This is a genomic window from Erwinia sp. LJJL01 (assembly GCF_047300805.2).
GTDB lineage: Bacteria > Pseudomonadota > Gammaproteobacteria > Enterobacterales > Enterobacteriaceae > Erwinia > Erwinia aphidicola.
Map to the genome: position 1 here is coordinate 2,546,691 of NZ_CP178576.1, position 24,592 is coordinate 2,571,282.

At 52.8% G+C, this 24,592-nt stretch carries 23 protein-coding genes and 2 pseudogenes; 17 read left to right on the forward strand and 8 right to left on the reverse strand.

Features of this window, described 5'->3' with window-relative positions; translation table 11 throughout:
• Position 1 precedes the first annotated feature (1 nt).
• A complete protein-coding gene (gene pqqF / locus ACLI4M_RS12625; protein ID WP_133624814.1) occupies positions 2 to 2,359 on the forward strand; it encodes a pyrroloquinoline quinone biosynthesis protein PqqF in 2,358 nt (785 codons plus the stop codon).
• Between the two features lie 37 nt (positions 2,360 to 2,396).
• Here the strand turns inward: pqqF and ACLI4M_RS12630 are convergent, their stop codons facing one another.
• On the reverse strand, positions 2,397 to 2,762 hold the full coding sequence (locus ACLI4M_RS12630; protein ID WP_133624812.1) for a hypothetical protein: 366 nt from the start codon (positions 2,760 to 2,762) through the stop codon (positions 2,397 to 2,399).
• A gap of 454 nt (positions 2,763 to 3,216) precedes the next feature.
• Here ACLI4M_RS12630 and ACLI4M_RS12635 point away from each other — a divergent pair, with 454 nt between their 5' ends.
• The 4 genes from ACLI4M_RS12635 to ACLI4M_RS12650 are packed head-to-tail and all read left to right on the forward strand — an operon-like array spanning position 3,217 to position 6,303.
• Entirely contained in the window at positions 3,217 to 3,780 is a 564-nt protein-coding gene (locus ACLI4M_RS12635; RefSeq protein ID WP_133624810.1) for a peroxiredoxin, read from the forward strand.
• Positions 3,781 to 3,804: 24 nt separating this feature from the next.
• Positions 3,805 to 5,043, forward strand: coding sequence for a cytochrome c biogenesis protein CcdA (locus ACLI4M_RS12640; RefSeq protein ID WP_133624808.1), 1,239 nt, complete (start codon positions 3,805 to 3,807; stop codon positions 5,041 to 5,043).
• A 56-nt stretch (positions 5,044 to 5,099) separates the two neighbouring features.
• Positions 5,100 to 5,657 carry a sigma-70 family RNA polymerase sigma factor gene (locus ACLI4M_RS12645; protein ID WP_133624806.1) on the forward strand — a complete coding sequence of 186 codons (558 nt, stop codon included), beginning with the start codon at positions 5,100 to 5,102 and terminating at the stop codon, positions 5,655 to 5,657.
• Positions 5,644 to 6,303 (forward strand): NrsF family protein, encoded by a 660-nt coding sequence (locus ACLI4M_RS12650; RefSeq protein ID WP_133624804.1) that lies wholly within the window; start codon positions 5,644 to 5,646, stop codon positions 6,301 to 6,303. Before ACLI4M_RS12645 ends, ACLI4M_RS12650 begins: the two co-directional genes overlap by 14 nt.
• A gap of 106 nt (positions 6,304 to 6,409) precedes the next feature.
• Here ACLI4M_RS12650 and yjjJ read toward each other — a convergent pair whose 3' ends face one another.
• The 5 genes from yjjJ to ACLI4M_RS12675 all read right to left on the reverse strand — a co-directional run bounded on the left by yjjJ (position 6,410) and on the right by ACLI4M_RS12675 (position 15,526).
• On the reverse strand, positions 6,410 to 7,714 hold the full coding sequence (yjjJ, locus tag ACLI4M_RS12655) for a type II toxin-antitoxin system HipA family toxin YjjJ (protein WP_133624802.1): 1,305 nt from the start codon (positions 7,712 to 7,714) through the stop codon (positions 6,410 to 6,412).
• A 462-nt stretch (positions 7,715 to 8,176) separates the two neighbouring features.
• Positions 8,177 to 11,305, reverse strand: coding sequence for a DEAD/DEAH box helicase (locus ACLI4M_RS12660; RefSeq protein WP_133624800.1), 3,129 nt, complete (start codon positions 11,303 to 11,305; stop codon positions 8,177 to 8,179).
• Positions 11,302 to 12,633 (reverse strand): EH signature domain-containing protein, encoded by a 1,332-nt coding sequence (locus tag ACLI4M_RS12665; RefSeq protein ID WP_133624798.1) that lies wholly within the window; start codon positions 12,631 to 12,633, stop codon positions 11,302 to 11,304. Before ACLI4M_RS12665 ends, ACLI4M_RS12660 begins: the two co-directional genes overlap by 4 nt.
• The gene (locus tag ACLI4M_RS12670) at positions 12,630 to 13,493 is read right to left on the reverse strand and encodes an OmpA family protein (RefSeq protein WP_133624796.1); all 864 of its coding nucleotides are present in this window, start codon (positions 13,491 to 13,493) and stop codon (positions 12,630 to 12,632) included. Before ACLI4M_RS12670 ends, ACLI4M_RS12665 begins: the two co-directional genes overlap by 4 nt.
• Positions 13,490 to 15,526, reverse strand: a complete 2,037-nt coding sequence (locus ACLI4M_RS12675) for a hypothetical protein (RefSeq protein ID WP_133624794.1) — start codon at positions 15,524 to 15,526, stop codon at positions 13,490 to 13,492. Before ACLI4M_RS12675 ends, ACLI4M_RS12670 begins: the two co-directional genes overlap by 4 nt.
• Before the next feature lie 371 nt (positions 15,527 to 15,897).
• Here ACLI4M_RS12675 and ACLI4M_RS12680 point away from each other — a divergent pair.
• Positions 15,898 to 16,182, forward strand: a pseudogene (locus tag ACLI4M_RS12680) (type I restriction-modification system subunit M N-terminal domain-containing protein); the annotation flags it as partial.
• A 315-nt stretch (positions 16,183 to 16,497) separates the two neighbouring features.
• Here ACLI4M_RS12680 and ACLI4M_RS12685 read toward each other — a convergent pair.
• Both ACLI4M_RS12685 and ACLI4M_RS12690 read right to left on the reverse strand, forming a co-directional pair.
• A complete protein-coding gene (locus ACLI4M_RS12685; RefSeq protein ID WP_133624792.1) occupies positions 16,498 to 17,511 on the reverse strand; it encodes a phage integrase in 1,014 nt (337 codons plus the stop codon).
• Positions 17,512 to 17,516: 5 nt separating this feature from the next.
• Positions 17,517 to 18,122: a phage repressor protein CI gene (locus ACLI4M_RS12690; RefSeq protein ID WP_413449716.1), complete on the reverse strand. Its 606-nt coding sequence runs from the start codon at positions 18,120 to 18,122 to the stop codon at positions 17,517 to 17,519.
• Positions 18,123 to 18,210: 88 nt separating this feature from the next.
• Here ACLI4M_RS12690 and ACLI4M_RS12695 point away from each other — a divergent pair, with 88 nt between their 5' ends.
• The 11 genes and pseudogenes from ACLI4M_RS12695 (at position 18,211) to ACLI4M_RS12745 (ending at position 24,566) form a co-directional block, all read left to right on the forward strand.
• Entirely contained in the window at positions 18,211 to 18,447 is a 237-nt protein-coding gene (locus tag ACLI4M_RS12695; RefSeq protein WP_133624790.1) for a regulator, read from the forward strand.
• 35 nt (positions 18,448 to 18,482) lie between these two features.
• Complete coding sequence (locus ACLI4M_RS12700; RefSeq protein ID WP_133624788.1) at positions 18,483 to 18,992, forward strand: phage regulatory CII family protein; 510 nt, start codon at positions 18,483 to 18,485, stop codon at positions 18,990 to 18,992.
• A gap of 7 nt (positions 18,993 to 18,999) precedes the next feature.
• On the forward strand, positions 19,000 to 19,185 hold the full coding sequence (locus tag ACLI4M_RS12705) for a phage filamentation protein Fil family protein (protein WP_133624786.1): 186 nt from the start codon (positions 19,000 to 19,002) through the stop codon (positions 19,183 to 19,185).
• Positions 19,185 to 19,517, forward strand: coding sequence for a hypothetical protein (locus ACLI4M_RS12710; RefSeq protein WP_413449717.1), 333 nt, complete (start codon positions 19,185 to 19,187; stop codon positions 19,515 to 19,517). Before ACLI4M_RS12705 ends, ACLI4M_RS12710 begins: the two co-directional genes overlap by 1 nt.
• A 65-nt stretch (positions 19,518 to 19,582) precedes the next feature.
• Positions 19,583 to 19,810 (forward strand): DUF2732 family protein, encoded by a 228-nt coding sequence (locus ACLI4M_RS12715; RefSeq protein ID WP_133624784.1) that lies wholly within the window; start codon positions 19,583 to 19,585, stop codon positions 19,808 to 19,810.
• Positions 19,810 to 20,037, forward strand: coding sequence for a TraR/DksA family transcriptional regulator (locus tag ACLI4M_RS12720; protein ID WP_133624782.1), 228 nt, complete (start codon positions 19,810 to 19,812; stop codon positions 20,035 to 20,037). The genes ACLI4M_RS12715 and ACLI4M_RS12720 overlap by 1 nt, the downstream gene beginning before the upstream one ends.
• A complete protein-coding gene (locus tag ACLI4M_RS12725) occupies positions 20,034 to 20,864 on the forward strand; it encodes a DNA adenine methylase (protein ID WP_133624780.1) in 831 nt (276 codons plus the stop codon). The genes ACLI4M_RS12720 and ACLI4M_RS12725 overlap by 4 nt, the downstream gene beginning before the upstream one ends.
• Complete coding sequence (locus ACLI4M_RS12730; RefSeq protein ID WP_133624778.1) at positions 20,861 to 23,164, forward strand: replication endonuclease; 2,304 nt, start codon at positions 20,861 to 20,863, stop codon at positions 23,162 to 23,164. Before ACLI4M_RS12725 ends, ACLI4M_RS12730 begins: the two co-directional genes overlap by 4 nt.
• A 150-nt stretch (positions 23,165 to 23,314) precedes the next feature.
• Positions 23,315 to 23,506, forward strand: a complete 192-nt coding sequence (locus tag ACLI4M_RS12735) for a hypothetical protein (protein WP_133624776.1) — start codon at positions 23,315 to 23,317, stop codon at positions 23,504 to 23,506.
• 9 nt (positions 23,507 to 23,515) lie between these two features.
• Positions 23,516 to 23,749 (forward strand): annotated as a pseudogene (locus ACLI4M_RS12740) (DinI-like family protein).
• Between the two features lie 85 nt (positions 23,750 to 23,834).
• On the forward strand, positions 23,835 to 24,566 hold the full coding sequence (locus tag ACLI4M_RS12745; protein WP_133624774.1) for a hypothetical protein: 732 nt from the start codon (positions 23,835 to 23,837) through the stop codon (positions 24,564 to 24,566).
• Positions 24,567 to 24,592: the final 26 nt, after the last annotated feature.

Here is a 24,592-nt window from a genome sequence, read left to right on the forward strand (position 1 = left end):
GATGCTGCGCCTCAGTAACGGCCTGCGGGTTGAGCGGGTCAGCGACCCGCAGGCCACCCGTGCGGCGGCGCTGCTGCAGGTTGATGTCGGCAGCCACCAGGAACCGGACGCGTGGCCGGGGCTGGCACATCTGCTGGAGCATCTGCTGTTCGCCGGTAGCCGCAGCTTCAGCGGCGCGCAGCGGCTGATGAGCTGGCTGCCCGCGCAGGGTGGCCGGCTGAATGCCACCACCCAGGGCAGCAGCACGGCTTTCTTCTTCGAGTGCGCGCCCTCCCAGCTGGCAGAAGCGCTGGCGCGGCTCAGCGATATGCTGGCGGCGCCGCTGCTGGCTGAGGAGGCCATCCGCCAGGAAATCGCCACCCTCGACGCCGAGTGCCAGCTGCTGAGCAGCCATCAGGAGACGCTGTGTGAGGCGGCGCTCAGCAGCGCCTTTCAGCCGCATCCGTGGCAGCGTTTTCAGGCGGGCAATGCCCGGCATTTTGGCAGCGACATCGCGGCGCTGCTTGCCGCGCTGCGCCAGTTCCATCAGCGCTATTACCGCGCGCCGCATATGACGCTGTGGCTGCACGGGCCGCAGAGTGACGACGAGCTAGGGCAGCTGGCGCAGCATCACGCCAGCACGTTCGTCAACGAGGAGGTCGCCCTGGCGCCGCTGCCCGCGCTGCGCCTGGCTCCGCAGCGGGATATCGCCCTGCAGCTCAGCGGTGCGCCGCGCCTGCGCCTCTCATACCTGCTGGACGGGGAGTATCAACGCGAGCTGACGCTGCTGCGCCAGCTGCTGCTGGATGAAGCAGAGGGCGGGCTGATGGCCGCGCTGCGCGCCGACGATCTCGCCGATGAGGCGCGCCTGCTGCTGGCTTACCGCAGCGCTTCGCAGACGGTGGTCAGCATTGAGCTGACGCTGGTGGATCGGCAGCAGTCCGCGGCGGTGGAAGGCCGGGTGCTGCACTGGCTCCAGCAGCTCACGCAGCTCACCGCGCAGCAGCGCCAGCACGCGGCGCAGCTGGCGGATCGGCACTTTTCCCGGCTGCCGCCGATGGACCAGCTGCGCGAACGGGCGTTTGGCTTTGCGCCCGTGCAGGCAGCCGATGTGGATCTCAACGCGCTGCTGGAGGGGCTGCACCCGGCACGCGCGACCCGCCTGCGCATCTCCGATCGGCCGCTGCCGCTGCGGGCTGCGCAGGGGTTCCCCTTACGCTACCAGTCAGGGCCGTTTAAACCGGCACGCCGCGCTGGCCCGGATCTGCGCTTCTATCCGCAGCCTGCCGGCACGGTAACGCCGACATTGCCGGTGCATCAGGCATTACTCCACCATCAGCCCGGCCCTGAGCAACCGATCCTGCTGCTCAGCCCGCTGGAGGCGCTGCCTGCGTCCTGGGGCGAGATCCTGCAGGCCAGCCTGCGATCGCTGGCGGCCAGCTGCGTGCATCAGGATGCCGCACTCAGCGTCAGCCGCCATCAGGGGCTGTGGTTGATCCAGCTCAGCGCCAGCCCGCTGCTGATGGTGAGCACGCTGAGCGATCTGATCGTCCGCCTGCGATCGCTCGCGCCGCAGGCGATCGCCCAGGGCAAACGCGCACATCAGCGCCAGCAGCAGGCACGGCATGCAGGCATTGCGGTACGTGCGCTGCTGGAGGTGTTACCGGAACTGCTGCAGGCGGCCGGTGACACTCCGGCAGGCAACATGCTGCCCCACGTTGCCTGGCAGGCCACGCTGGAAGGGGGCGACGCGGCGCTGCATCAACAGCTGGCGCAGCTGCTGAGTGCCTTCCCCGGCGCAATCAACCCGGCGGTGCGCGCCTTGGCCGAGCCCATCGCGCCGCAGCCTGAATATGCCATTGCCACCGCCAGCCCCGACGCCGCGCTGCTGCTGTTCTGCCCACTGGCAGAGAATAGCGCCGCATGCCTCGCCGCGTGGCAGCTGCTGGCGCTAATTTATCAGCCGGCTTTTTTCCAGCGCCTGCGCGTGGAGCAGAATATTGGCTATGTGGTCAGCTGTCGTTTTCAGCAGGTGGCGGGCCAGCCTGGCATCCTGTTTGCGCTGCAGTCGCCCACCTTCAGCGTGGCGCAGCTGTGGCAGTGCATTGACGAATTTTTATCGCAGATGACGCAGCAGCTGGCCGCATTGACGGCGCAGCAGCTGGCGGATAATCAGGCGGTGTTAACCGATTCGCTGCACAGCAGCAGCCAGGACGCGCTGGCGCGCAGCCTTGAGCGCTGGCAGCAGCGCCAGAGCGTTGCCGCGCCGCTGATGCAGGGCGCGATTGCCGGGCTGGACCTCGAACGGCTTCAGTATTGCCACCTGCAGCTGTGCCAGCAGCGGCAGCGCTGGTGGCGGGTGAGTAATCAGCTTAAATGAGGGGGCAGGCCATCTGATATGACCTAATGTGACGTAATTACCAGCTAAGTTTCTCGCCGCTGGCTTTTACATTTTGTTTGTACATCATATCTAAGTTGTTGTAATTACACATATCAATAGCGCCCTGGCAATAATCCGCAATCACTTTGTCCATTACTGGGCGATTTTTGGCTTGTGTCATCTGCTTGAAAGCATTGAGGTTTTGCTTTTCCATCATGCGCAACGTGGTAGGTTGGCACATATCGATACTGCCTTCACAGTAGTCTTTTTTCACTTTTGCCTGAATGTATTCAATCACTTCTTTTTTTTGGGCTTCCGACCCGTCGAAATCCATTGGATGAATAAAGGCAGCGTGCAGATTAAAAGCAGCAGTGAACAGGGCTAACCCCAGAATTTTTTTCATGAACATCTTCCATGGTTGTTAAATCATTAGCTGTGTTGCTGAATTCTAACATCAACGCAAAAAATTGTTGAATACCGAGCCTTAAACACCGCATAAAAATATTTCGGGCTTATCCCAGTCAGGCGCCACCCTTCAACACCGGTTTTCAGAGAGGGTACGCAAAATCTATATCCGTTGGTTCCCGCGCTAATCCAGGGCAAAGCGTGCACTTATCGCCTGCTGATTCCTCTTCCGCCTGCAACATTGTGTCGCGTGGATGCTGGGGGCGTTTCACCAGCTGGATATCAGCGAAGCCTCGCCGCGGGATATGACCCTGGCGCAGGCGCTGCAGCAGACCGGATAATCGGGCTGGTTTAAATATATTTTTTTCACACCGCAACCTTTGCCCAAACTCCAGCGAAACTCCAGTTAAGGTCATCAGGCACTCTGCCTTTTTTCATACTGGAGAAACAACATGCGTTACAAAACCTCGTTAAGTACGCTGGCTGCCGCAGCCGTTCTGAGCCTGACACTGCCCGTCACCTCCGCGCTCGCCGCGCTGCAGGTGGGCGAGAAAGCCCCCGATTTCAACCTGAGCGCTGCGCTGGCGGGTAAAGCCACCACCTTTAATCTGCAGCAGGCGCTGCAAAAAGGGCCGGTGGTGCTCTACTTCTTCCCGGCCGCCTTCAGCGCGGGCTGCACGCTGGAAGCGCACGCCTTTGCCGAAGCGACCGATGAGTTCAAAAAACAGGGCGCCACCGTGATTGGCGTCACCGCCGGCAACGTTGATCAGATTGCTAAATTCTCCCAGCTTGAGTGCCGCGACAAGTTCACCGTGGCCGCTGACCCGGGCGCGAAAGTGGCCGCAGAGTATAAAAGCACCATGGAGATGAAAGGCCAGACCCTCTCTGACCGTACCTCTTACGTGATTGCGCCCGATGGCAAAATCCTGCTGAGCTACACCGATAAAAACCCGGACGCGCATATCCAGAAAGCGCTGGACGCGGTGAAAAAATATCGTCAGGCCAACCCGGCTTAACTTTCTAACCTGAGTGGGTTCATCATGCTGACTGCCATCGCCGCCGCCTTCCTTGGCGGCATTATTCTCAATCTGATGCCGTGCGTGTTTCCGGTTATCTCGCTGAAGGCGCTGAGCCTGATCCGCCACCACGACAAGCCCGCCCAGGCGCGCGCGGAAGGGCTGGCGTTTCTGGCGGGCGTGGTGGTCACCATGCTGCTGCTGGTGGGCGTACTGCTGCTGGCCCGCTCCGGCGGCTCGGCGGTGGGCTGGGGCTTCCAGCTGCAGTCGCCGCTGGTGATTGCGCTGCTGATCCTGGTGATGCTGCTGTCGGCACTGAATCTGTTCGGCCTGTTTGAAGTGGGGATGTCGGTGCAGCGCGTCGGCGAAGTGGGCAGCGGGCGCGGCGGTCTGACCGGCTCGGCGCTGACCGGGGCGCTGGCGATTATCGTCGCCACCCCGTGCAGCGCGCCGTTTATGGCCAGCGCGGTCGGCTATGCGCTGACCCAGCCGCCCGCCGTCAGCGTGGTGATCTTTATCGCGCTGGCGCTCGGTTTTGCCGCGCCCTTCACTCTGGTCTCCTTCTTCCCGCTTCTGGCACGCGTGCTGCCAAAACCGGGCACCTGGATGGTGACGCTGAAGCATGCGCTGGCTTTCCCGATGCTCGCTGCGGTGGCGTGGCTAATCTGGGTGCTGGAGCGCCAGGCGGGATCGGCGGCGCTGGCGGCGATCCTCGGCTGCTGTCTGCTGGTGAGCTTTGCCGCCTGGCTGTATGGCATGGCGCAGAAACGCCGTATGATGGGCCAGCGCCACTGGGCGCTGCACATTGCTACCGCGCTATTTATTTTGCTGGCGGTGCCGCCGCTGGCTAACCTTAAAGCGTCGGCGGATGAGCCAGGCAGCGCGCAAGCTTCTGAAGCCGCCGCCGCCGTGGCGTGGTCCCCGGCCAACGTCGATGCGATTAAAGGGCAGGGCAAACCGATCCTGGTGAACTTTACCGCGTCATGGTGCATTACCTGCCAGGTGAACGACCGCACCTCGCTGTCGACCCAGGCGGTGAAGGCGGCAATGGCGCGTACCGATACCATCTATATGGTCGCCGACTCGACGAAGTACAATCCGGACGTGGAGCAGGCGCTGAGTGATTTTGGCCGGGGTGGATTACCACTCTACGTGGTTTATCCGGCCGACGGCGGTAAGCCGGTGGTGCTGCCGCAGGTGCTGACGCCAAACATTGTGATTTCGGCGCTCGATAAAGCGACAGCCGGCGCAAAAAAAACGTAAACAGACGGGAGTAAACCTCTGCGTAATGCGATGCCTTAAGTTTCTCAGGTCAGGCAATGGCGGACACTGACGCCCGCGCGCGGTTATGGCCAGCACTCATGGCCCGTGCCCAGGCAGGCGACAGAGACGCCTATAACCAGCTGCTGAAAGCGATGGTGCCCGCCATCCGCGGCTTCGTGCGCAAAAAAATCGCCGATGAGGCGCTGATTGAGGATGTGATCCAAGAGACGTTAATGGCGATTCACCGCGTGCGTCACACCTACGATCCGCAGCGCCCGATCCTGCCGTGGGTGGCGGCGATCAGCGCGGCGCGGGCGATTGATGCGCTGCGCCAGCGCGGGCGCCGCCACGAAGTGCAGGACGACGAAGCGCTGCAGCAGCAGCCCGCCCGTGAGGGGGCTTATGTCACCACCGAGGGTGAAGAGCTGAACGGTTATCTCGGCAGCCTGCCGCTGCGCCAGCGGGAGATTGTTGAGTCCGTTCATCTGCGCGAGCAGAGCCTGGCGCAGGCGGCGGCGCAGAATAATCTGTCGGTCCCGGCGGTGAAATCACTGTTGCATCGCGCAATGCTCAACCTACGTAAATACGGAAGCGGTAATCATGAGAAATCATGACCATCTGATCGACAAACTTAGCGGCTCAGCCCGCCCGGTGAAGCGCACCTGGCCGACCGGCTGGCGCGTGGCTGCCTGGATCGCGGCGGTGCTGCCGTGCGGCACGCTCAGCAGCTGGGCGCTGCACACCCGCTTCACCGACTGGACGCAGAGCGGGGCGCTGATGGCGCTCGCCACGCTGCTGCTCTCGCTGATTATCGGCGCCAGCACAATCGCCGGGGCCTTTAACCTCAGTATCGCCGGCCGCAGGCCGCTCGGGCTGCGCTGGGCCGCGCTGCTCGCCGTGCTGTGGCTGGCGCTTAACCTGCTTAACACCGCACCCACTGCCGCCGTCCCGCAGCATGGCCGCTTCGGCGAGGGCATCCACTGCTATCTGTTTATGCTCTCCGCCAGCCTGCCGATGATCGTCATCTCCATCATCAGCCTGCAGCGCACCCGTTCGCTCTATCCACGGCAAAGCCTGGCGCTGGCCGGCTGCGGCATCGCTTTTATGTCCTCGATGCTGCTGTCGCTGTGCCATGAGATCCACCTGCACGTGCTGGACTTCGCCATGCACCTCGCGGCGGGCGTGACGATTGTGGTATTGACGGTGGTGCTGGGGAGAAGGTGGATTGGGGTGGGTGAAGTCAGTAAACCCCGTCTTTAAGAGTTTTAAGGCCTTTATCGACCCTGTGAAAACGTCAAAAAAGCCATCGTGACAGGTGGCTTAATCAGCTGATTTAAAAATAATCCCCCAAAGCTGCACGCACATTTTATCCCAGGCGGGCGATACGCGATCTGGCTTCGTCAAGGTGATGGCGCAATGCGTCAAGGCACGGGGCGAAACGGGGGGAGAAGCGGCTGCAGCCGCTGGCGGCAGCATAGAAGCTTTCGGCCAGCTCCAGCGCCTGCTGCCAGATATCCCCGCTAATCACCTGCGGCAGCGATACCGGGCGCAGCGCGTTTACGATTGCGCCCCCCGCTCTGGGGGCAAACCCCATCGGCAGCATGTCGTAGGCGGGCGCGAGGTGATAAGGGCGACCATGAACGCTGATGAACGACAGGTTTCCGTGGTGCATGTCGGTATTACCAATCAGCGTCCCGAATGCCCAAAGCCGGGCGGTGCCGGCAGCGGCTTCTGGCTGAACATGTCCTGCGGCGACAAGGCTGTTCACCAGATCGGGCCAGCCAGCCCTGGCATTGCCGACAAACTCTGCATCGAGTGCCCGCAGCGAGAAGACGCCAATACGGCCCAGTTTGCCCACGCGGTCGAAGCGGGGGATCTCAAGGAAGCGCTGACCAGCAAAATCTACGATCTCTGTTGCTACCCCAACCACTCTCAGCGCCAGGTGCTCGGCCAGCAGCAGATCGCGCCAGCGTTCGCTAACCGGGTTATCGTCCAGAGCCGAAAATTTCACTAATACGTGACCACGATCCGTATAGGTGCAGAACTTAGGCTGCTCACCGCCAGCAGATGACCCTGGCGCTTCACCGGCCCCTGCCGCCAGCGCCAGCGCGGGATACGCTATGGCGCGCTCAAGCGGGGTGGGCTCCGGCATCTCGAGGAAGCGCTCCCGCGCCTGCTCGCCAATCAGCAGATTGCCGATAGCATCATGACCCTGGGCGAGCAATGCCCTGACCACATCCGCGTCTGTCCACTGTTCTGGATTCGCGGGCAGGCCGAGTTCGGCCGCATACTTTGATGCATAGGCTCGCCCGAGGTACCCCTGCGGACGCATATCAAACAGCCACCAAGGCAGTCCGTCGCTATGAAGGCTCACGCCGTCACTCTGCATCATGACAAACCCTTCCGGACGAACCGGAATAAGCTCGCCAAGAGGCCTGACGCGCCCTCCATCGCTGATACGGTAAATGGGGGCAGATCGGAATCCGCGCCAGGCATCATGCAGGGCATACTGAATAGATGGACCCGCTCCGATTCGCACAATCTCCTCGCCGAGAGTCCGCAATGCACGGGACAGCGTTGGCTGGCTAATACCCATTATTTCAGTCAGTTGCCGGGAAGTCATCGGCCCCTGGTTGAGCAACTGGCGTATCCTGTCAGAGCGTTCTGGCATAAGGTTGAATCACTTTGTGAATAGGTAGATGAATAGATAATCTATCAGTTAAATATTAACCAGTCACTATCCGGAGAGGGCAGAGGGAGAACGGGGCGACACTTTTGCGACACTTTCTGTAGCCAACAAAAAAGCCACCCCTTTCAGGATGGCTTAATTATATGATTCTAAAGCTAAAATCTGGTGGCCCCAGCTGGACTTGAACCAGCGACCAAGCGATTATGGGTTCCTACCGGAACGACCAAAAATCAATGGATTGTATTATTTATCATTGGCATAGATTGCCATTGTTTGCCAATGATTCACCATCGTTCGCTGACCTGCCCCCAGGATTAGATACAACGCTCACTCAGTAATGTCGGATCTTTGTCCCGCTCCCCGTATGTAATCCGTTCATAATCAGGAATAACCGGAGTAGCTCATCCTTGTTATCCTCTTTTAAATAGTAAGCAAATTACTAAGCTAACTGATTCGATATGATCCGTCGTCCATTCGTGTACCATCAGTTTCAGCATCTCTTTCAAACATCATTCGGATGCTTGTTTCTAACATATCTCCATTCGCCTCAGACCTGTCTTTTCTTAAAGCTGCCTGTAGCTGTGCGATATCACCAGCACTATCACCCATTGGCCAGAGGGCCGCTCGCGCTAAGCTTCGTTTACGTGACATCAGCCCCTGGAGTAAGCAGTCGAAAGAGTGTTCCTGATAGCCAGTGTGTATTGCCATTGGCATATGAATCTGGACTGGATGCTGTTGGCCGATACGATGTACACGGTCATTACATTGCTCTTCAACAGCAGGGTTCCACCAGCGAGACAGGTGAATGACATGTGTTGCGGCAGTCAATGTTAAACCCGTTCCTGCCGCTTTAGGGCCGAGCACCAGCAAGTCGAAGCCACGATCTTGCTTAAGATGCTGCTGGAATCGGCGCACAATGATCTGACGCTTTTGAATGGGCGTAGCGCCGTTGATATGATCAATATGCTCAAGGCCGAATTCCTGGCGAGCCAGTTCCATAAATCGGAACTGCATCTTGCGGTGTTCGATGAAAACCAAAACACGCTCACCTTTTGCTTTAATACGATGCAAAATCTCAAAACATGCATTAAGACGCGCAGAGGCATCGATAAAACTTTGATTGTCGCCGCTCATTTCCATGGCCGGATGCACTGAAACACCGCGTATATGCTGCAGCATTTTGAGTGCTGCGCCAGGGCCACCCTGAGAAAGTTTTAAACGAGCCGTTTCGTAGGCAATAGCTTGTCCTTCCGGCATCAGGCGCGGATGAAGAAAGCGTGTTTTTGCAGGCAGCTCTTTCGCAACATCTTCTTTTAAACGGCGGAACGCTAAAGGTGGCAGTTGATTGCGAGGTGCAAAGACTTGTTGATACAGCTGAAGCATATTCTGTTCATCAGGTTCGCTATACAGGCTGTTGAAATTACGCAACGTATCCAGAGAACTGGGGGCCAATTGGTCCATGACCGCCCATAGATCGGTCGTGGTATTTTCAATCGGTGTGCCTGTCAGGCCAATTCGATAGTTAGCATTGACGGCGCGGGCGGCGCGAGCTCGTAGCGAGTCAGGATTTTTGACCGCCTGTATTTCATCAAATACCACGGCCGAGAAATGGATTTTCGCAAAAGAGTGCTGGTAATTAGTTAGCGTTGTATAGGTCGTTAGTATCCAGAAACGATGGCCTTTTCCTTCCTTGACTGACTCATGCAACTGCTGAAAATTCAGTAAGGTATTGCCATCTTTTGTCTCGACACCTTTAGCATCGAAATTTTTATACTGGCTTAGCGATGAACCATAGAGGCGCAGCAAATGGCCAAGTCCGTCACTATCAGTGTGCTGCCTGACCTCAGCATCCCAGTTTTCCAGCAATGATGTAGGAGCAACAATAAGTATTGGCCCGCGCTCTTTATTGCTGGCACTGCTGACGTTATTGTTCTCTTTCAACCAGCGTAGAAATGCGATGGTTTGAAGTGTCTTACCTAAGCCTTGCTCATCTGCGTTCAAAATGCCTGGCATGCCTGACTTCCATGATGAAAGCTGCAAGCTAAAGCTCTCCAACTGATGCGGTCGCAATGCTGTCTTAACTCCCGCGGGAAGTTGCTCATCAATAAATACAGGACGTTCTTTAAGGTTAGGCTGCCAGAACAGCTCCTCAAAGTTGTCTTTAGTATCCAGGATCACCGTAGCGGGAGGTAGACCATTAACCTCAGACCTATCTTCAATTTCAATTGTTTCCGCTGGACCTTCTATCTCTTTTAGGTCAGCCAAACGCTTTTCTAGCGCGTGCAATGTCTCTTCTGTGGCTTTAACAGGATGAGACGCGATCTCAACTTCATTCTGAGATGCATCTATAGCATTACGCAACTGTTCGCAGACGCTTGCCAGCGCCTGGCTATCCATCGCGGCGATAATGTTGGTCAGGGCATCAGGGATCACCTCAGGCAACCAGGCCGTTTCTCCGGTCATGGGCGTAGAAACAGCACCTTTTCGGTAATGCAAAATTCCTTTAACACGCTCGGAATATTCAACAGTTTCGACAAATGCGGGACCTGCTGCGGCTTCAATTGCTTCTTCTTCGCCTATATCGTCGAGCCCATCCAACTTGCCCGATTGTCTTAAGTATTTTTCAACAGCACTGGTAATAGCAGGTCGTGGGTTTTCAATAAAAGCGCGTCGTTTTTCAGGTGAAGACTTTTGCTTCTCCACCATGACATCAAGAATGGGACGAGCGCTGCGGTCAATGACCAGATAATTGCCTTCACCAACACGGTAAGCGGAAAGCGCACCTTGAGTTCTGACACGTTGTTGGAACCGACGTAACATTTGTTCACTTAGCTCACCTGCAGCCTCGCTAACCGCTTCTCCGCTGCTTTCCAGTTCTTCCAAGTTTTTACCGGAAAAAGGGACGATTTCGAAATCATCAGCCCCATTTGAGCTGGTGGAAATAGAAAAACGATCGGCAATGCGGACTTCTAAACCTTGCATAAAGTCGGTCAGCGAGACACGGACGGCATTGATTTCATGGCCCATCTGGACGCCAGGATCAAGGGCCTGACGGAAGCGCGCCAGCGATTCCCAGTCCGATGCTTCTCCGCCGCCTGGCGTAAAGTTTTCGGCAACCTCAACAGCCTCCATCATCCACAATGGCAACCGGCGCGACCCTTGAGATGTGGATAAAATTGACCCGGTTCGGCGTGGTATTTGGCGAACACCGTTGCGTAGCCATTCATGATGTAGGCAAAAGGTATCGCTTCCGAGTGAGCCTTCGATATCAGTTTTCAACGTCAGATCGACGAGAGGGGGTAGGCCCAGCGTCTGCGCTGTTTCGGCATCCAGTCGGCCTGCCAGATGATGACTCATTACGATGGCGTTATCACTGATGTGTAAAGGTTCACTAAATTCTTCTGCCAGCGCTTTCAGATCGGCGATAGCGAAAGCTAAGGCGCGATCGTTATGTGTCAGGCCAGACAAAGTCGCGGGCCGCTGTCTTTTAAACAGACGATTAATGAGAGTCTGTTTTTCTTCAGCAATATTGAGGGTAATCGCTTCTGCATTATGATTGAAAGCAAATGTCATGACAGATACTCAATTTGTTCACGCACTTTGTCGGTCCAGCTATAGCCGAGATGTGCAATACGAGTTATATCAGGAATATTTCTAATTAAATTTGCATTGTATTTTTCTTGAAATAAAACGGGTGCTTTTTTATCGTCGCTTCGGAAAACATGCACTTTATAACTATGGGAGCCTTCGATAACGATGCATTTGCCAATTTGTAAAATAAGTAATGAAGTGTTATCTCGATAACCTCCAGCAGTTTGATTGCCAAAGTTAAGTGTTGATGAGTCTCTCATTGAGCTTTTTATTTCTTTTGCTTTTCTGGATGCCATATCACTAAATGCTACCCAGGCCGCTGTGATTTTGCCTTCATTATAAAGCCCTAACCAAAACTTACGCCGTGGTTCCCACATATGACTGTCTTCAACTTTTGAAACCACATCCAGAAAGAACAGAATATTCTCGCGTGTCAGCCAGTTTATAATCAAATTCCGGCAAGATTCTTCTACGCTACCCCATACGCCACCGCGACTCAGGCGCGGATCTTCGTACCAGGCTACTAACGTTTCGGTCAGGTAGCGAGAAAGTTCTTCGTCGGGTTGTTTATGCAACCAGTGTGATAACAGCGCGTTGATGGCTTCCGCTGCGCCATTCATCAAAACGCCACTTCGGCCATCGGGTTTTAACCAGGCAAACAGCTTCTCAATAACAGGTCTTTCATTCAACCCAGGTGCCAGTAATGCTATATAGGCCAGATGAGCGTGCGACATTAACCCCGGATCGTGCGGGCGTGTAATACCAAACTGTTTAAGCTCCTTCCATGGCTCATCCATCTCCATCATTCTCTCTGCTAAAGCTTGATGCGCCTGGTGAGCGTTAAAGAAATCGGGTAGTTGCTCGACAATATCTTTCCACTTATCGCTCATATGTTCGCTGGCGATATCAAGGCAGTTTTTAATTTTGATTGTGTGTGCAGAGTCCGGTTCATAACTACGGATATAGGCCGATATCATTGCAGAAATAAAGGGAGCTGAATCCGTAACAATGGTTTCCCGCAGATAAAACTCTTGTAGTACAGCAAATTCTTCTTGAGTTCTGAACTCTTTATCAAACACAATCGGTGCGCCTGAACAGATAAAGGACATTTTTACATCATTCCATTCCCAGCGCTCGACATAACCAAGCAGCTTGCGTAACACTTTTTCACGATCGTGCTCGGAAATTTCTTTAACGACATCGGGCCAGCGCTCATGAACGGACTGCACCTTTACCGTTAAACCTTTTGATACAGCTATTGCTGGCTTGAAGAGGTTTACCGGCTTTAGAAAAACATCGCTTAATTTCATGGCGTATCCTTCTTCAGGGGCTCGATCAGGCGCTTGCGGATGTCTTCAATTTCCGCTGAATTGGCCGGTGTATGCATAATGATGCGGAGATCGATACGGCGATTCATCGCCATATTTTGCGGGAAGTCATTGGGCTTAACCGGACGCATTTTGCCGTAGCCCGCTACAGAAAGAACGGGTTGGCTACGCATATTAAAATGTGCGATCAGGTCTGGCGCTGCGGCAAGCATACTGGTAAACGTGGTGATGGCTCGGTTAGTCGAAAGATTCAGGTTATAAAGATCTTCGCCTTTGGAATCGGTGTGACCCTCAATCTGTACCGCTTCAATAATGGCAAACGAAGGATTGCAGCTTTTATTCCATCCGACGCTTTGGCTGAAGGTATAGCAGGGCAGCAGGGAATCGAGCGTCTTCGCCAATGCTTCGACGATTTTTCGCTTATCGTCGCTTAGCGTATAGCTATTGCTGGTAAACAAACCTTCCCCCTGAAAGCGCAGCGTGCCTTCTTCAGGAATGACATCAACCGGCAATTCAGGAAACGACTGCTTCAGATTATTGCGCAATTGATAGAGTAAGTTGAGTCGGGCAGCAGCAGCCTGCGACATATACTGTTCCTGCGGATCAAGCTGCTTTAACAACGCAATCTCAGCGCGCAAATCCACGATGGTTTTATCGCGTGTTTGTACCGCCTGTTCATACTCATCACGCGGGACAGTGTTCTTATCGTTGTAGCGGCTGGCAAAAAAAGCGAGTAGCACCATGACAATGAAAAGAAAGCTGACCGTCATATCTGTCATCGAGACAAAAACGGACTCTTCTTCCTCTTCATGTGGACGCTTACGACTGGCGTTGGCTCTCATGAGATTCGCCCTTGTTTCGGTGCGAAGTTTTCAGCCTGTTCTACAATACTCTGCATTGTGTCCAGCGCTGGCATGAGTTCCTTCTGCATGGTTTTGACATGATCGAAGAGCGTTTCAACCGATGTAGCAACTTGCTGTTGATAACTGTCGAATGCCTTGCCAAGTTTTTCGTCAATGCTATCCAGACGTTCGCCCTGACTGCGTAAAGCCGCAATCAAAGACTGAAGATTAGTTAGCGTAGATTCAACCGCTCGATGCTGCCCGCCCAACGTTTCTTGCGCAGCTGAAAGCGTCATTGCAGATTGTTCAGCATTGGTTTTTGCGGCTTGGGCGATAGCCGACAGGCTATTCTCACTGCTCTCACGCAGCTGGCGTGTGCTGACTTCTATACGCTCCATCATCGCCCGAATCGGATCGGCGGCGCTGGTCAATGTTTGGGCGGATGTGCGGAAGCTGCCTGAAGCGTTCTCCGAGGCTACAGCACCTTCTTTAATCCCATCAGAAGCTCGTCGTAATGCAGTGCTGGTTTCGGTCAGCATGCCCATTACGTCTTCCAGTTTTTCAGCGATATCAGAAAGAGGAGAAAGCAGTTCGCTGCTGGCTTTCTGGGTCATCGCCTCAGTTGCTTTGGTGATTTCACCTGCGGTATTGCCAAAAGCACCCAGCACTTGTGTTGCTGCCTGGCCAATCGCGTCGCTGGCCTTAGACGCTGATTCCGACATACGCGCCTGCGCCGCTTCAGCCCCCTGTTTCGCTGCAACTTCGAGTTCGGTACGAATACCCAAGGCGGCGGCTTTCATATCAGCAGCCGCTTCGCCCATCGCACGCGCGCCTTCACCGGTATTGTCTTTAATACCCTGCAGGGTTGAATTCATGGTTGCCAGCAGGTTTTCGGCACCCTGATTGAATGCTGACGTAGCCGTATCTGCCGTTTGCTGCATGCCATCACGCAGCGTTTCCACCGCTTGGCCTAAGCGGCCAATCGCGCTTTCCATTTCATTGCCCATTTTTCCTGAGCTTTGATCCATTCGCTCTGCCAGCAATTTGATCTGGTCTCCTGCCAGAGAAATACGTTCGCTGGCTTGTGCCAGAGCCCGTCCGACATCCTCAGAAAAGCGTGAAGAGAGGTTTTGTACCATTTCTCCCACACCATCGTTGCCCAATCGGCTGACTTGTTCGATAACCGGCGTAATTGCCGTACTAATAGACTCAGAGATCGCTTTTGGAAGGTCTTCCCGCAGCGGACGACCAATCTCAGCAGCCATTTCCAGTCCCAGCTTGCGGAAATGCTCGCGGCTCTCGATGGTGGCTTTCAACTGGCGATTAGAAAGATCTTCGAGGCTAATAAACGTCAGACGTTTTTCAATCAGGCTATTGAGGCCATGAACCGCTTTTTCTAAATGTGACGTACCGCGTCTTAAAGCTACGGTAAAGACAATCGAACAGCATAGACCGGTCAGGGACATGATGAACTTTGCAGAGGCGATGGTAAGCAACCCTTCTAACGCCGCGCTACCGCCATCATCCAGCGAGGTACTCATTGAGTTAAGCGCAGAAATGAGGCCTAGGAAGGTAAGAGACAGGCCTATAGTTACAAATAGCCCCGGAACGATACGCCAGAAACCTTGCGTAAAATGCAGGTCATCCAGATTAAAAAACTGACTGGGGCGGACCGCATTGCGTACGACAAGTATGCCATCCTGATCGTCGATCACGTGGGTTTCCCGATACTCATGCCAGGCTTCAGCCACGCTTTTTTGTTCTTCAGTTTTATCGGCTTCAGCAATGCTGGCGTCGATTTCAGCCACATGTTGGCTGAACTTATCTTCAGGCGTGTTTGCAATAATGCTGTGAATACTGCTGAGAGCATTACGGCGGCTTTTTACCAGCTTGCGCCAGCGGACAACGGCAAAGCAAAGCGTGGCAACCAGCAGGATAGTTACAAATCCTGGGGCAGCATCATTTTTTAAAACCGAAGCGATAGACAAAATGCCATTACGCACCAGCACGCCGGGAAGCAGCAGCGAATCCATTTTTTACACCATAGATAACAAGAAGAAGGGAAGTGTTTCTTTTGGGAATACTCTAATAGATTTCACTGTTCTTATCTATATGAACAGCAGGTATTTAAAAGAGATGCGAATTTTAAATATTTAATATTAATAATCAATTGGTTATTGATATTGTGCTCTTGCTATGAGTGATGCATTTAAAGGAAATCATTAGCTTTAAAGGAGGATCATGAAGTAGAGGGGAGTTTTTTAGAGGGAAATTTGTTGCTTGTGCTCACGCACATGCGCTGTATGATTTTCCCCACCTCATTTGTTGTATCTTCCGTTTGCCGTTTCGACAGGTTGTCGACCGTATATGGCAAGTAACGTATTCAACGCTTTTCCGGAATTTTATGTCTGACAATAACTTTTCGCAAACTGCTGCCTTTATCTGGTCAGTGGCTGACCTGCTTCGTGGTGATTTCAAGCGATCTCAATACGGCCGTGTGATCCTTCCATTCACGCTGCTGCGTCGTCTGGAGTGTGTGTTAGTCAAGACTAAAGACGCTGTAGTGGCCAAAGCAGAAGAATTGAAAAACAGCGCACTGCCGGAAGAAGCTAAAGAGAAATTTCTGCTGCGTGCCAGCGGTCTGACTTTCTTTAATGCCTCTGCGATGGATCTTGGCAAGATGGGGCAGGTCATGGCGATATCGAAGCTTTTAAAGGGGAGATAGGAGAGTGAGAGAAGGAGGGGATCGGATAGGGTCGCGCGACACTTTGGCGACACAAAGTTTGAGAAACAAAAAAGCCACCCCTTCAGGATGGCTTAATCGTATGATTCTAAAGCTAAAATCTGGTGGCCCCAGCTGGACTTGAACCAGCGACCAAGCGATTATGAGTCCGAACTGGAAGGTAATGAAATCAGTAAGTTACTGATTTTTATCGCAGCATCAGGCCATATAGCGACAAATAGCGCTGAATACCGTTGCGCTCTGCTGCCATTTTGCTGCCAATTAAAGGCCGTTTAACGGATTCAAAGTGATGGCTTCAGCAAGGTGGTCTGGTGCGAAGTGGGCATAGCGCATAGTCACTTTGATATCGGTATGCCCCAGAATGCGTTGCAGCACTAAAATATTTCCGCCATTCATCATAAAGTGCGAGGCGAAGGTGTGCCTCAACACATGCGTCAATTGCCCTGGTGGGGTCTCAATGCCAGCTCGTTGTATAGCTTTTCTAAAAGCTGAATAGCAGGGGGTGAAGAGTGGTTTTGCGCGACGGCTTGTTGGAAGCTCTGCAATTAACGATTCACTAACAGGGACGGCCCGATTTTTTTTACCCTTCGTCTTGACGTAAATAATTTGGCCCGCACGGATTTGATTTCCCATTAGTCCTTCCGCTTCACTCCAGCGCGCTCCTGTCGCCAGGCAAATTTTTACGATAGCAGTTAGATCACTGGCGCGGCTTTTCTCACATTCAGTGAGCAGGGTGCGAATATCATCATGAGTAAGATAAGACATCTCGGACTCACCGATCTTAAATTCTCTGACGTTCTCTAATGGGTTGGGCGCCATCCATTCATCAAGCCTACGCAGTTCATTAAACATCGCCCTGAAGTAGGCTAGCTCAAGGTTTACGGTGCGAGGCGTGACAGTTTTCACTCTGCTGGAACGGGTAAGCTTGCCGCTGAGGCGCTTCTCTCGGTATGAAGAGAATATTTTTGCGCTGAACTCGGTGGCGAGTGGGTTTCCCATCGCTTCGCAGGCAAATGTCATTGTGCTTTGACGGCGCTCCCCGTCAGCCAAGGTTATGCCGTGCGCATTAAACCACAGATCCACTAAGTCGATTACTCGGCGCTTATCATTTTTCTCGCCCAGCCAGGGCTTGTCCTGAGCCTCTTCCTTCAAATATTTTTCGAAAGATAAAGCCTCGCCTTTTGTGGCAAACTGCCGGCGCACGCGCTTCCCGTCACGGCCATTGGGAAAGACCTGTGCCTGCCATTTTCCAGAGGGGAGTTTGCTTACGGCCATTATTGCTACACCTGCTCCGTTCGGAGGATAACTTTCCCCATGGCTTTGATGTCATTCACCTGACACTCAAAGGATGCTTTTCCATTTTCAACCCGAATGCGGTTTCCGGGAAAGCGATAAAGCTCCCTGATACTGACAACATTGTCGATCTCTATTAGCCAAAATCCATCGGTGATATCTGTTTTGCTTGCGTCAACGATGTAGGTGACGCGCTCGGACATAATCAGCTGCGGAGTTACTACGTCATCCGGCAAAAGAGATGCATCATAGCTAACCCAATTGGGTTTTTCTGGTGTCCCATTTGTGATTTTAATACACTCGATCCATGGTGAGAGTTCGCTATGGTTTTCAGTTTGGGGCTCTCCTCGTCCATATGTGAGCCACTCAAGTGAAGCACCAGTTTCCATTGAACAAATAAGCACCCAATCGGCAGGAAAGTTACCGCGCATAATGCGGTTAGCCATCGTGCTTTGTGACACATCAAGATGCCTACAGAGCGCCTGTCTTGAGCTAAACCCATACGCCTGAAGCATGCGCTCAATCGGTTCCTTACCACCTTCAGGCAATACGGGAGCCTTACGATTCGTAAAATCTTTTGTTGACCTTTCCAATTTGCGATCCTAATATCACTCATAGTGATCAAGTGTGATGAATAGTGATAAATAGAGTTACCCCTAACTCAACAGAGGATTTTGCATCATGACCCGTAAACTTACAATGCGCCCGTCAATCAATCTCGTTATCTCCGAGCCTTATGTAACGGTGGAAGAGTTCTGCCGCCGCACAGGTTACAAGGAGGGAACCGTGCGTCAGATGTACCGTGAAAATCGCCTGCCTATCAGAAAGAAGGAAGGGGTGAACGGTCTTATTGAAATCAACATGGTTGCACTTACGATTGAAGCGGCCGCAGGCTGTGAAATCACGATGCAGGCTTAATGTGTTCCATATTGGGATGAATGAGGCATTACGTCATGTTTGATTATCAGGTATCCAAACAACCGCATTTCGATAACGCCTGCCGCACCTTCGGCCAGCGTCACAACATTGCGCAACTGGCGCGCCAGGTCGGGATGAATGAGCAGACGCTGCGTAACAAGCTGAACCCGGATCAGGTTCACCAGCTCACGGCGATGGAAATCACCGTGATCACTGATGTAACTGAAGACCCAACGCTGATTGATGGCCTGCTGGCCCAAATGAAGTGCGGCCCTTCAGTACCTTTAAATGAAGTGAAGGCCGAGCGTATGACCCACTACGTTCTCCAGGCTACTGCGGAGATCGGCAAGGTGGCAGCTGCTGCAGTATCAGGTAAGAAAATGACGCCATCGTGCAAAAGCGCTTTTGTGGAAAATGTTAACGCCGGTATTCGATGCCTTTCGCTGATCGGTTTAAGCGTTCATGCCCGCGTGCAGTCTAATCCCGCGCTTGCAAACACAGTTGATGTGCTGAGTGGTCTTAGTGCGTCAATTGGTCTGAGCTGAGGTGAATATGACAATTTCTGTCGCGCCCTTGCTCAAGCGTCAAAGCCCGTCTCCGTCATATGGCCACGGCTGGATCATGGGTAACGAGGGTAAGCGCTGGCACCCGAGCAACAACCAGAAAGCGCTTTTGCGTGAGCTGTCATCTGTGAAGCGCAATTTTATTCAACGTATGTCAAAAGCATGGGGTAAATAATGACTGTCAATATTCACTCACACCTTGAGGCTGTTAAAGAGCCAATGCCTTTTGAGCAGTTTCAGGCGCGCCGCCGTCTGCTACGTAAAAATAATGATAATCCAGCGCTACGTTATTTTAATCGTCTGGATGATGATTTTAAGTTTGCTGTTTTAACTCTGGCTAACCGAGAAAAGCCTACGACATTCAAGCTCGATGAAGTTGGTAAGCAATTTGAAGAATTTGATGAGGCTCGACGCCTGCTAATTATTGGAGCCATGAACAAAATTTCGCGCTGGGGAAAAATGCTACCGCGTTATCTTTCCGCAGCTGACTGCGCACTGACCGAATAATCCAAACATTAAATTAATGGCGTAAATCCGCCGGGCATCCCTTTGCCTAAATCTGGAGTATTACTATGCAAAATATTGAAAACGAGAAAATGGTAGCCGCAGCTGATGCAGTTCTGGTGCTGCTGAATAAAGCCCGCAACGAGCAAAAGAAAGATCAGGCGCTGGTCGTTTCAATCCGTCTTGAGGCTCTCGCTATCCATGCTCAGCGCAGTGAATTGTCTGCCGTTGAGATTATCGAGCTGCTGCATCAGGAAGCAGGCCGGTTTGAAGCTGCTGCGCAGGAGTTGCACTAATGGCTGACTCAATGGATCTGGTTCAGCAGCGCGTTGAAGAAAATCTCGCGCATGCCCTGGCTAAAGCCATCAAGCACCCAACCGCACCGAGTGCTTTCTTTTGTGAAGACTGTGACGCGCCGATCCCCGAAGCGCGCCGCAAAGCACTGGACGGCGTAACGCAGTGCGTCAGCTGCAAGGAAATCAGCGAGCTTAAAGCCACGCATTGCAAAGGAGCTGCGCTATGAATACTGTCTTAAAATGGGTGGGCAGCAAATCGCGCATTATGCCGGAACTGAAAAAGCACCTGCCTAAGGGCCAGCGCCTGGTCGAGCCTTTCGCGGGGTCGTGCTCGGTCATGATGAACACTGACTATCAGGAGTATTTGATTGCTGACATCAATCCCGACCTGATTAACATGTATCGTCAGATTAAAGAGCATTCATCTGTATTTCTTGTGCTGGCAACGCAACTTTTCGCTGCCAATAAATCAGAGGCTGAATATTACAAAATTCGCGATGAGTTTAATTCGTCGCGTGGCATGACGCTGCTTGACCGTGCTGTTTATTTTCTTTATCTGAACCGTCACGGCCATCGCGGTATGTGCCGCTATAACCGCAGTGGTGATTTCAATATTCCATTCGGTCACTACAAAAAACCATATTTCCCACTCGAGGAAATAAAAGCCTTTGCTGAAAAAGCGCAGCGAGCAACTTTCGTCTGTGCCGACTTCACCGAAACCCTGCAAATGGTTAAAGCCGGTGATGTCGTTTATTCGGATTCCCCATATCAGGGGACGTTTAGCGATTACCATACCGAAGGGTTTAACGATGACCGACAGTGCCAGCTGGCATCGCTATTATCTGGCGTAGCACAGTCAAATCCCGTGATCGTTTCAAACAGCGATACAGCCCGGACCCGCTGCCTCTATAGCGATTTTAAAATCACCCGTATCACAGCCCCGCGAAGCCTTGGAGTTGCTGCAGGCGATGGAAAAAGCGCTGCTGAAATTATTGCGGTGTCTTTTCCAGCGCACAGCGCCACGCGTTACCTTAAGCATGAGGCTGTAGCATGACTTATGCCTACCCGTGGAATGCTCCACGGGACGCCATAAGCAAGCCATATCTTGCAACCACCAATATCCAACGCCGCGCCCAGATGTTCGCGGCGCTTTCGCATGCGCGTGATCTGCTGGAGGCGCAGCCCTTAATCATCCAGATGGATGTTAAGCGGCGCATGAATGACTTAGAAAAAACGGAAGGTTTAGCCCGTGCCAATGCGTACCTGACAAAGACATTTGTTGAGCGCACATTGCCACGCGTTGAGCGCGTAAATGCTCAGTACCAGGTGGCAGAAATGCATCCCGACATTTTTGGCAAGCTGGCGCAAATTGCTCCAGCCGGCGATCGCGGCGTGGGTGCTGCGAGCATGCTGTGGGAAATTATTCGACGGTTTAACCGCCTTGCGGATATGTCACGTGCCGACGTGGATTTACTGGCCGGTGATGTGGCTAATCTGATTATGGCTGAAATGGCGCAGGCTCATGAGCTGGTCGCCGATAAATCAGATTATAAATATGCTTTCCAGATTTACATGACGGCAGCGGCCATCACGCGCCAGCTTAATCAGATGCCGCCACTTTGGGAAAAGGTCAGTTCTAAATTTTTCTGCCCGGAGGATATAGCGTCAGCTATTTCCCGCATGAAAACAGAAAAATGGTGGAAAGGACGCCTGCGCCGCGTTGCTGCAGCATGGCGCGAACACCTGCAGATCGCGCTTGCCAACGTCAGCAAAAAACACACCCCTTACGCCAGTACGATGAACGTGATCGAATGGCGCGAGCAGAAGCGGCGGACCCGTGAATTTTTGAAAGGGATGGAGCTGGAAGACGAGGACGGGAACCGCATCAGCCTGATCGATAAATATGACGGCAGCGTGGCTAATCCCGCCATTCGTCGCTGCGAGCTGATGGCCCGCATCCGTGGCTTTGAAAATATCTGTAACGAAATGGGCTTCGTAGGTGAGTTCTACACCGTCACGGCTCCGTCGCGTTATCACGCCACAATTAAGACCGGCCACCGCAACCGCAAATGGAACGGGGCCAACCCTGCCGAAACTCAGCGCTATCTCTGCAACCTGTGGCAGAAGGTCCGTGCAAAGCTCCACCGCGAAGATATTCGTATTTTCGGCATTCGTGTTGCGGAGCCGCATCATGATGCGACTCCGCATTGGCATATGCTGATGTTTATGCTGCCTGAGAACGTCGACCGCGTGCGCCAGATCATCCGTGACTACGCCTACCAGGAAGACAGTGGTGAGCTGACCACAGCAAAAGCCAGAAAGGCGCGCTTTCATGCTGAGGCGATCGACCCTGAAAAGGGAAGTGCAACCGGCTATGTCGCGAAATATATCTCTAAAAATATTGATGGGTACGCGCTCGATGGTGAGCTGGACGACGAAAGCGGAAAGGCGTTGAAGGAAACTGCACCTGCCGTTTCAGCCTGGGCAGCGCGCTGGCATATCCGTCAGTTTCAGTTTGTGGGCGGTGCGCCGGTGACTGTTTATCGTGAACTGCGCAGAATGGCAGACAGTGAGACCGCCCTCGGCCTGAGCGTTGAGTTTGCAGCCGTTCACGATGCAGCCGATCAGGGGCAGTGGGCTGAATACGTGAATGCACAGGGCGGTCCGTTCGTGCGTCGTGACGAGCTGGCGGTTCGCACCTGGTATCAATCGGGCGACGAGCTGAACGAATACGGCGAGGAAACAGTGCGCATCAAGGGAGTTTATTCCACCGCCGTGGGTGACGACACGCCAATTCTGACGCGCCTGACGCAGTGGAAAATTGTTTCGAAAAAAGCTACCGAGCAGGCTGGCATCGCGGATGCGCCGCTCTCTGTTTTGTCGGTTGATTCTGCCTTTGATTTTGTTTTTGACCTTGAGGGCGCGCCCGCGTCCTCTCGGAGTTCTGTCAATAACTGTACGGGAAGACCGGGATCTGAGGATGCGGCGAAACCGGGAAGTGATGGCCCAATAGACTTTAAATCGCTTAGTAGGCGAGAGCGGCGGCAAATGCTTAACAGGATAAGGGCCGATGCCGTAGTGAAAAAACGGCTCAAACTCACCAGGCCCGCAAAAATTGAGGCTGGTTGCGATAACGTGATTGAACAGGTGCGCGACTTTACCGGAGAGACAATCAGCAGGGGGCTGGCCGTTCGTCTGATAAGGGGAGTAGAAACTGTTATCAACGGTGAAATGTTCCGAAGTACCGCCGCTGGTGACTTAGTGCGCAACCACAAAAGATGTGATCCGTTGAAAATATTAGCCAGATTTGAGCGGCTACGCGGCTTGGTTCTAGGAGATTCCGCTTCAGAGTGACCTACATGCCTGATGTGTAATAGGTTTACTGAGATAAAGGCACAGCCAGCTTTAGGGGCTAATACCTGTCAAAGGTAAAAAAAAGGTTCACATTCGGAAAATGTTTATATACTGTATGTATAAACAGTGGTTTGTGTAAGGGGAGGAAACATGAATGATTATCTCTTGGAGTCGGTTAAGCTCCAGCGTATTGATTTTTTTATGAAACTTGTTGCTGCTAGTGATTGTGACGAGGAAGAAAAGCGTTTGGCTATACAGTGGGTATCTGAGCTGACGGATGAATTGATGGCAAAGCTCAGGAGTTATGAGCATGGCCGTTCGATGAGCCTCAATGAACAGTAGGTAATTACTATGCGTATCGAAATAGTGATCGACAAAGAGCAAAAGATCAGCTAGGCCACGCTTAACGCGCTTGGGTCAGAATTGTATAAAAATTTGAGTCCACTTTTCCCTAACGCTGCTGTGAGGATTCGCAAGGGTAGCGCTAATGCTGTCGAATTAAGCGGCCTGAAGCTTGGTGAAGATAAGGAGAACGTGATGCGAATTGTTCAGGGTGTGTGGGAAGACGATAGCTGGCAGCATTAAGCAGGTATTAATTTTGTGCAAATAACAGTCTCTTGTTGGTAATATGGGGCTGTTTTTTTGTGAGAATTGAAAATTAAGGAAAATAATGGATACCCTCATTGCATGTATATCTCTGGTGCTCTTTTTTGCATTTGTTGTTGGCCTATTCAAGCCTGCCTTGGTGCGGATGCCTAATCGAGTGCTATCGAGTGTCACTTACCTCGGCGCGTCGCTAGCACTGGCGGTAGTTGGTTCGAAGTTGTATCCTACAGAAAAGCCGCAGATAGATCAGCAACATGTAGCGTCAGACCCAGTAACGCAATCTGCACCAAAATATTTTGATTCAGCAGAAAAAACTCTAAGTGAATATCTCAACGAGCCGAAAGCCAAGCGTCACGCTATTGTTGATGATTACCTTGTTTATAAATCAATATCAGCCAGTGCTGCAGGCGGCTTTTATGCTTGTTTGAGTGAGTTCACTTTTACAAAAAATGGTGAGCTTAAATTGGGTGATGTTTTAGGGTGGTGCTTAGGTGACTATGAAAAAGATCCGGCTTCACTCAGCAGAAAAATAAATCTTGATGTATTTCAGGATAACTTCAGTGGTTGGGATGGTTCTTACCGTCCGCTGGAAAAAATGATTAAATCCAGCATGCATGACGATTCATCGTATAAACATGATTCAACGGTATACCATGTGCTATTGAGTAAAGACCCGCATGCCATTGTGAAAACCACGTTTCGTGGCACCAATTCTTATGGTGGAGTAGTCAAGCAGACCGTAGCGGCGCGTGTCGACGTGCGAACGGGAGAAGTTATCGAGATTTTAGATAACTAATTTATGATTTAGTTATGATAGCCATG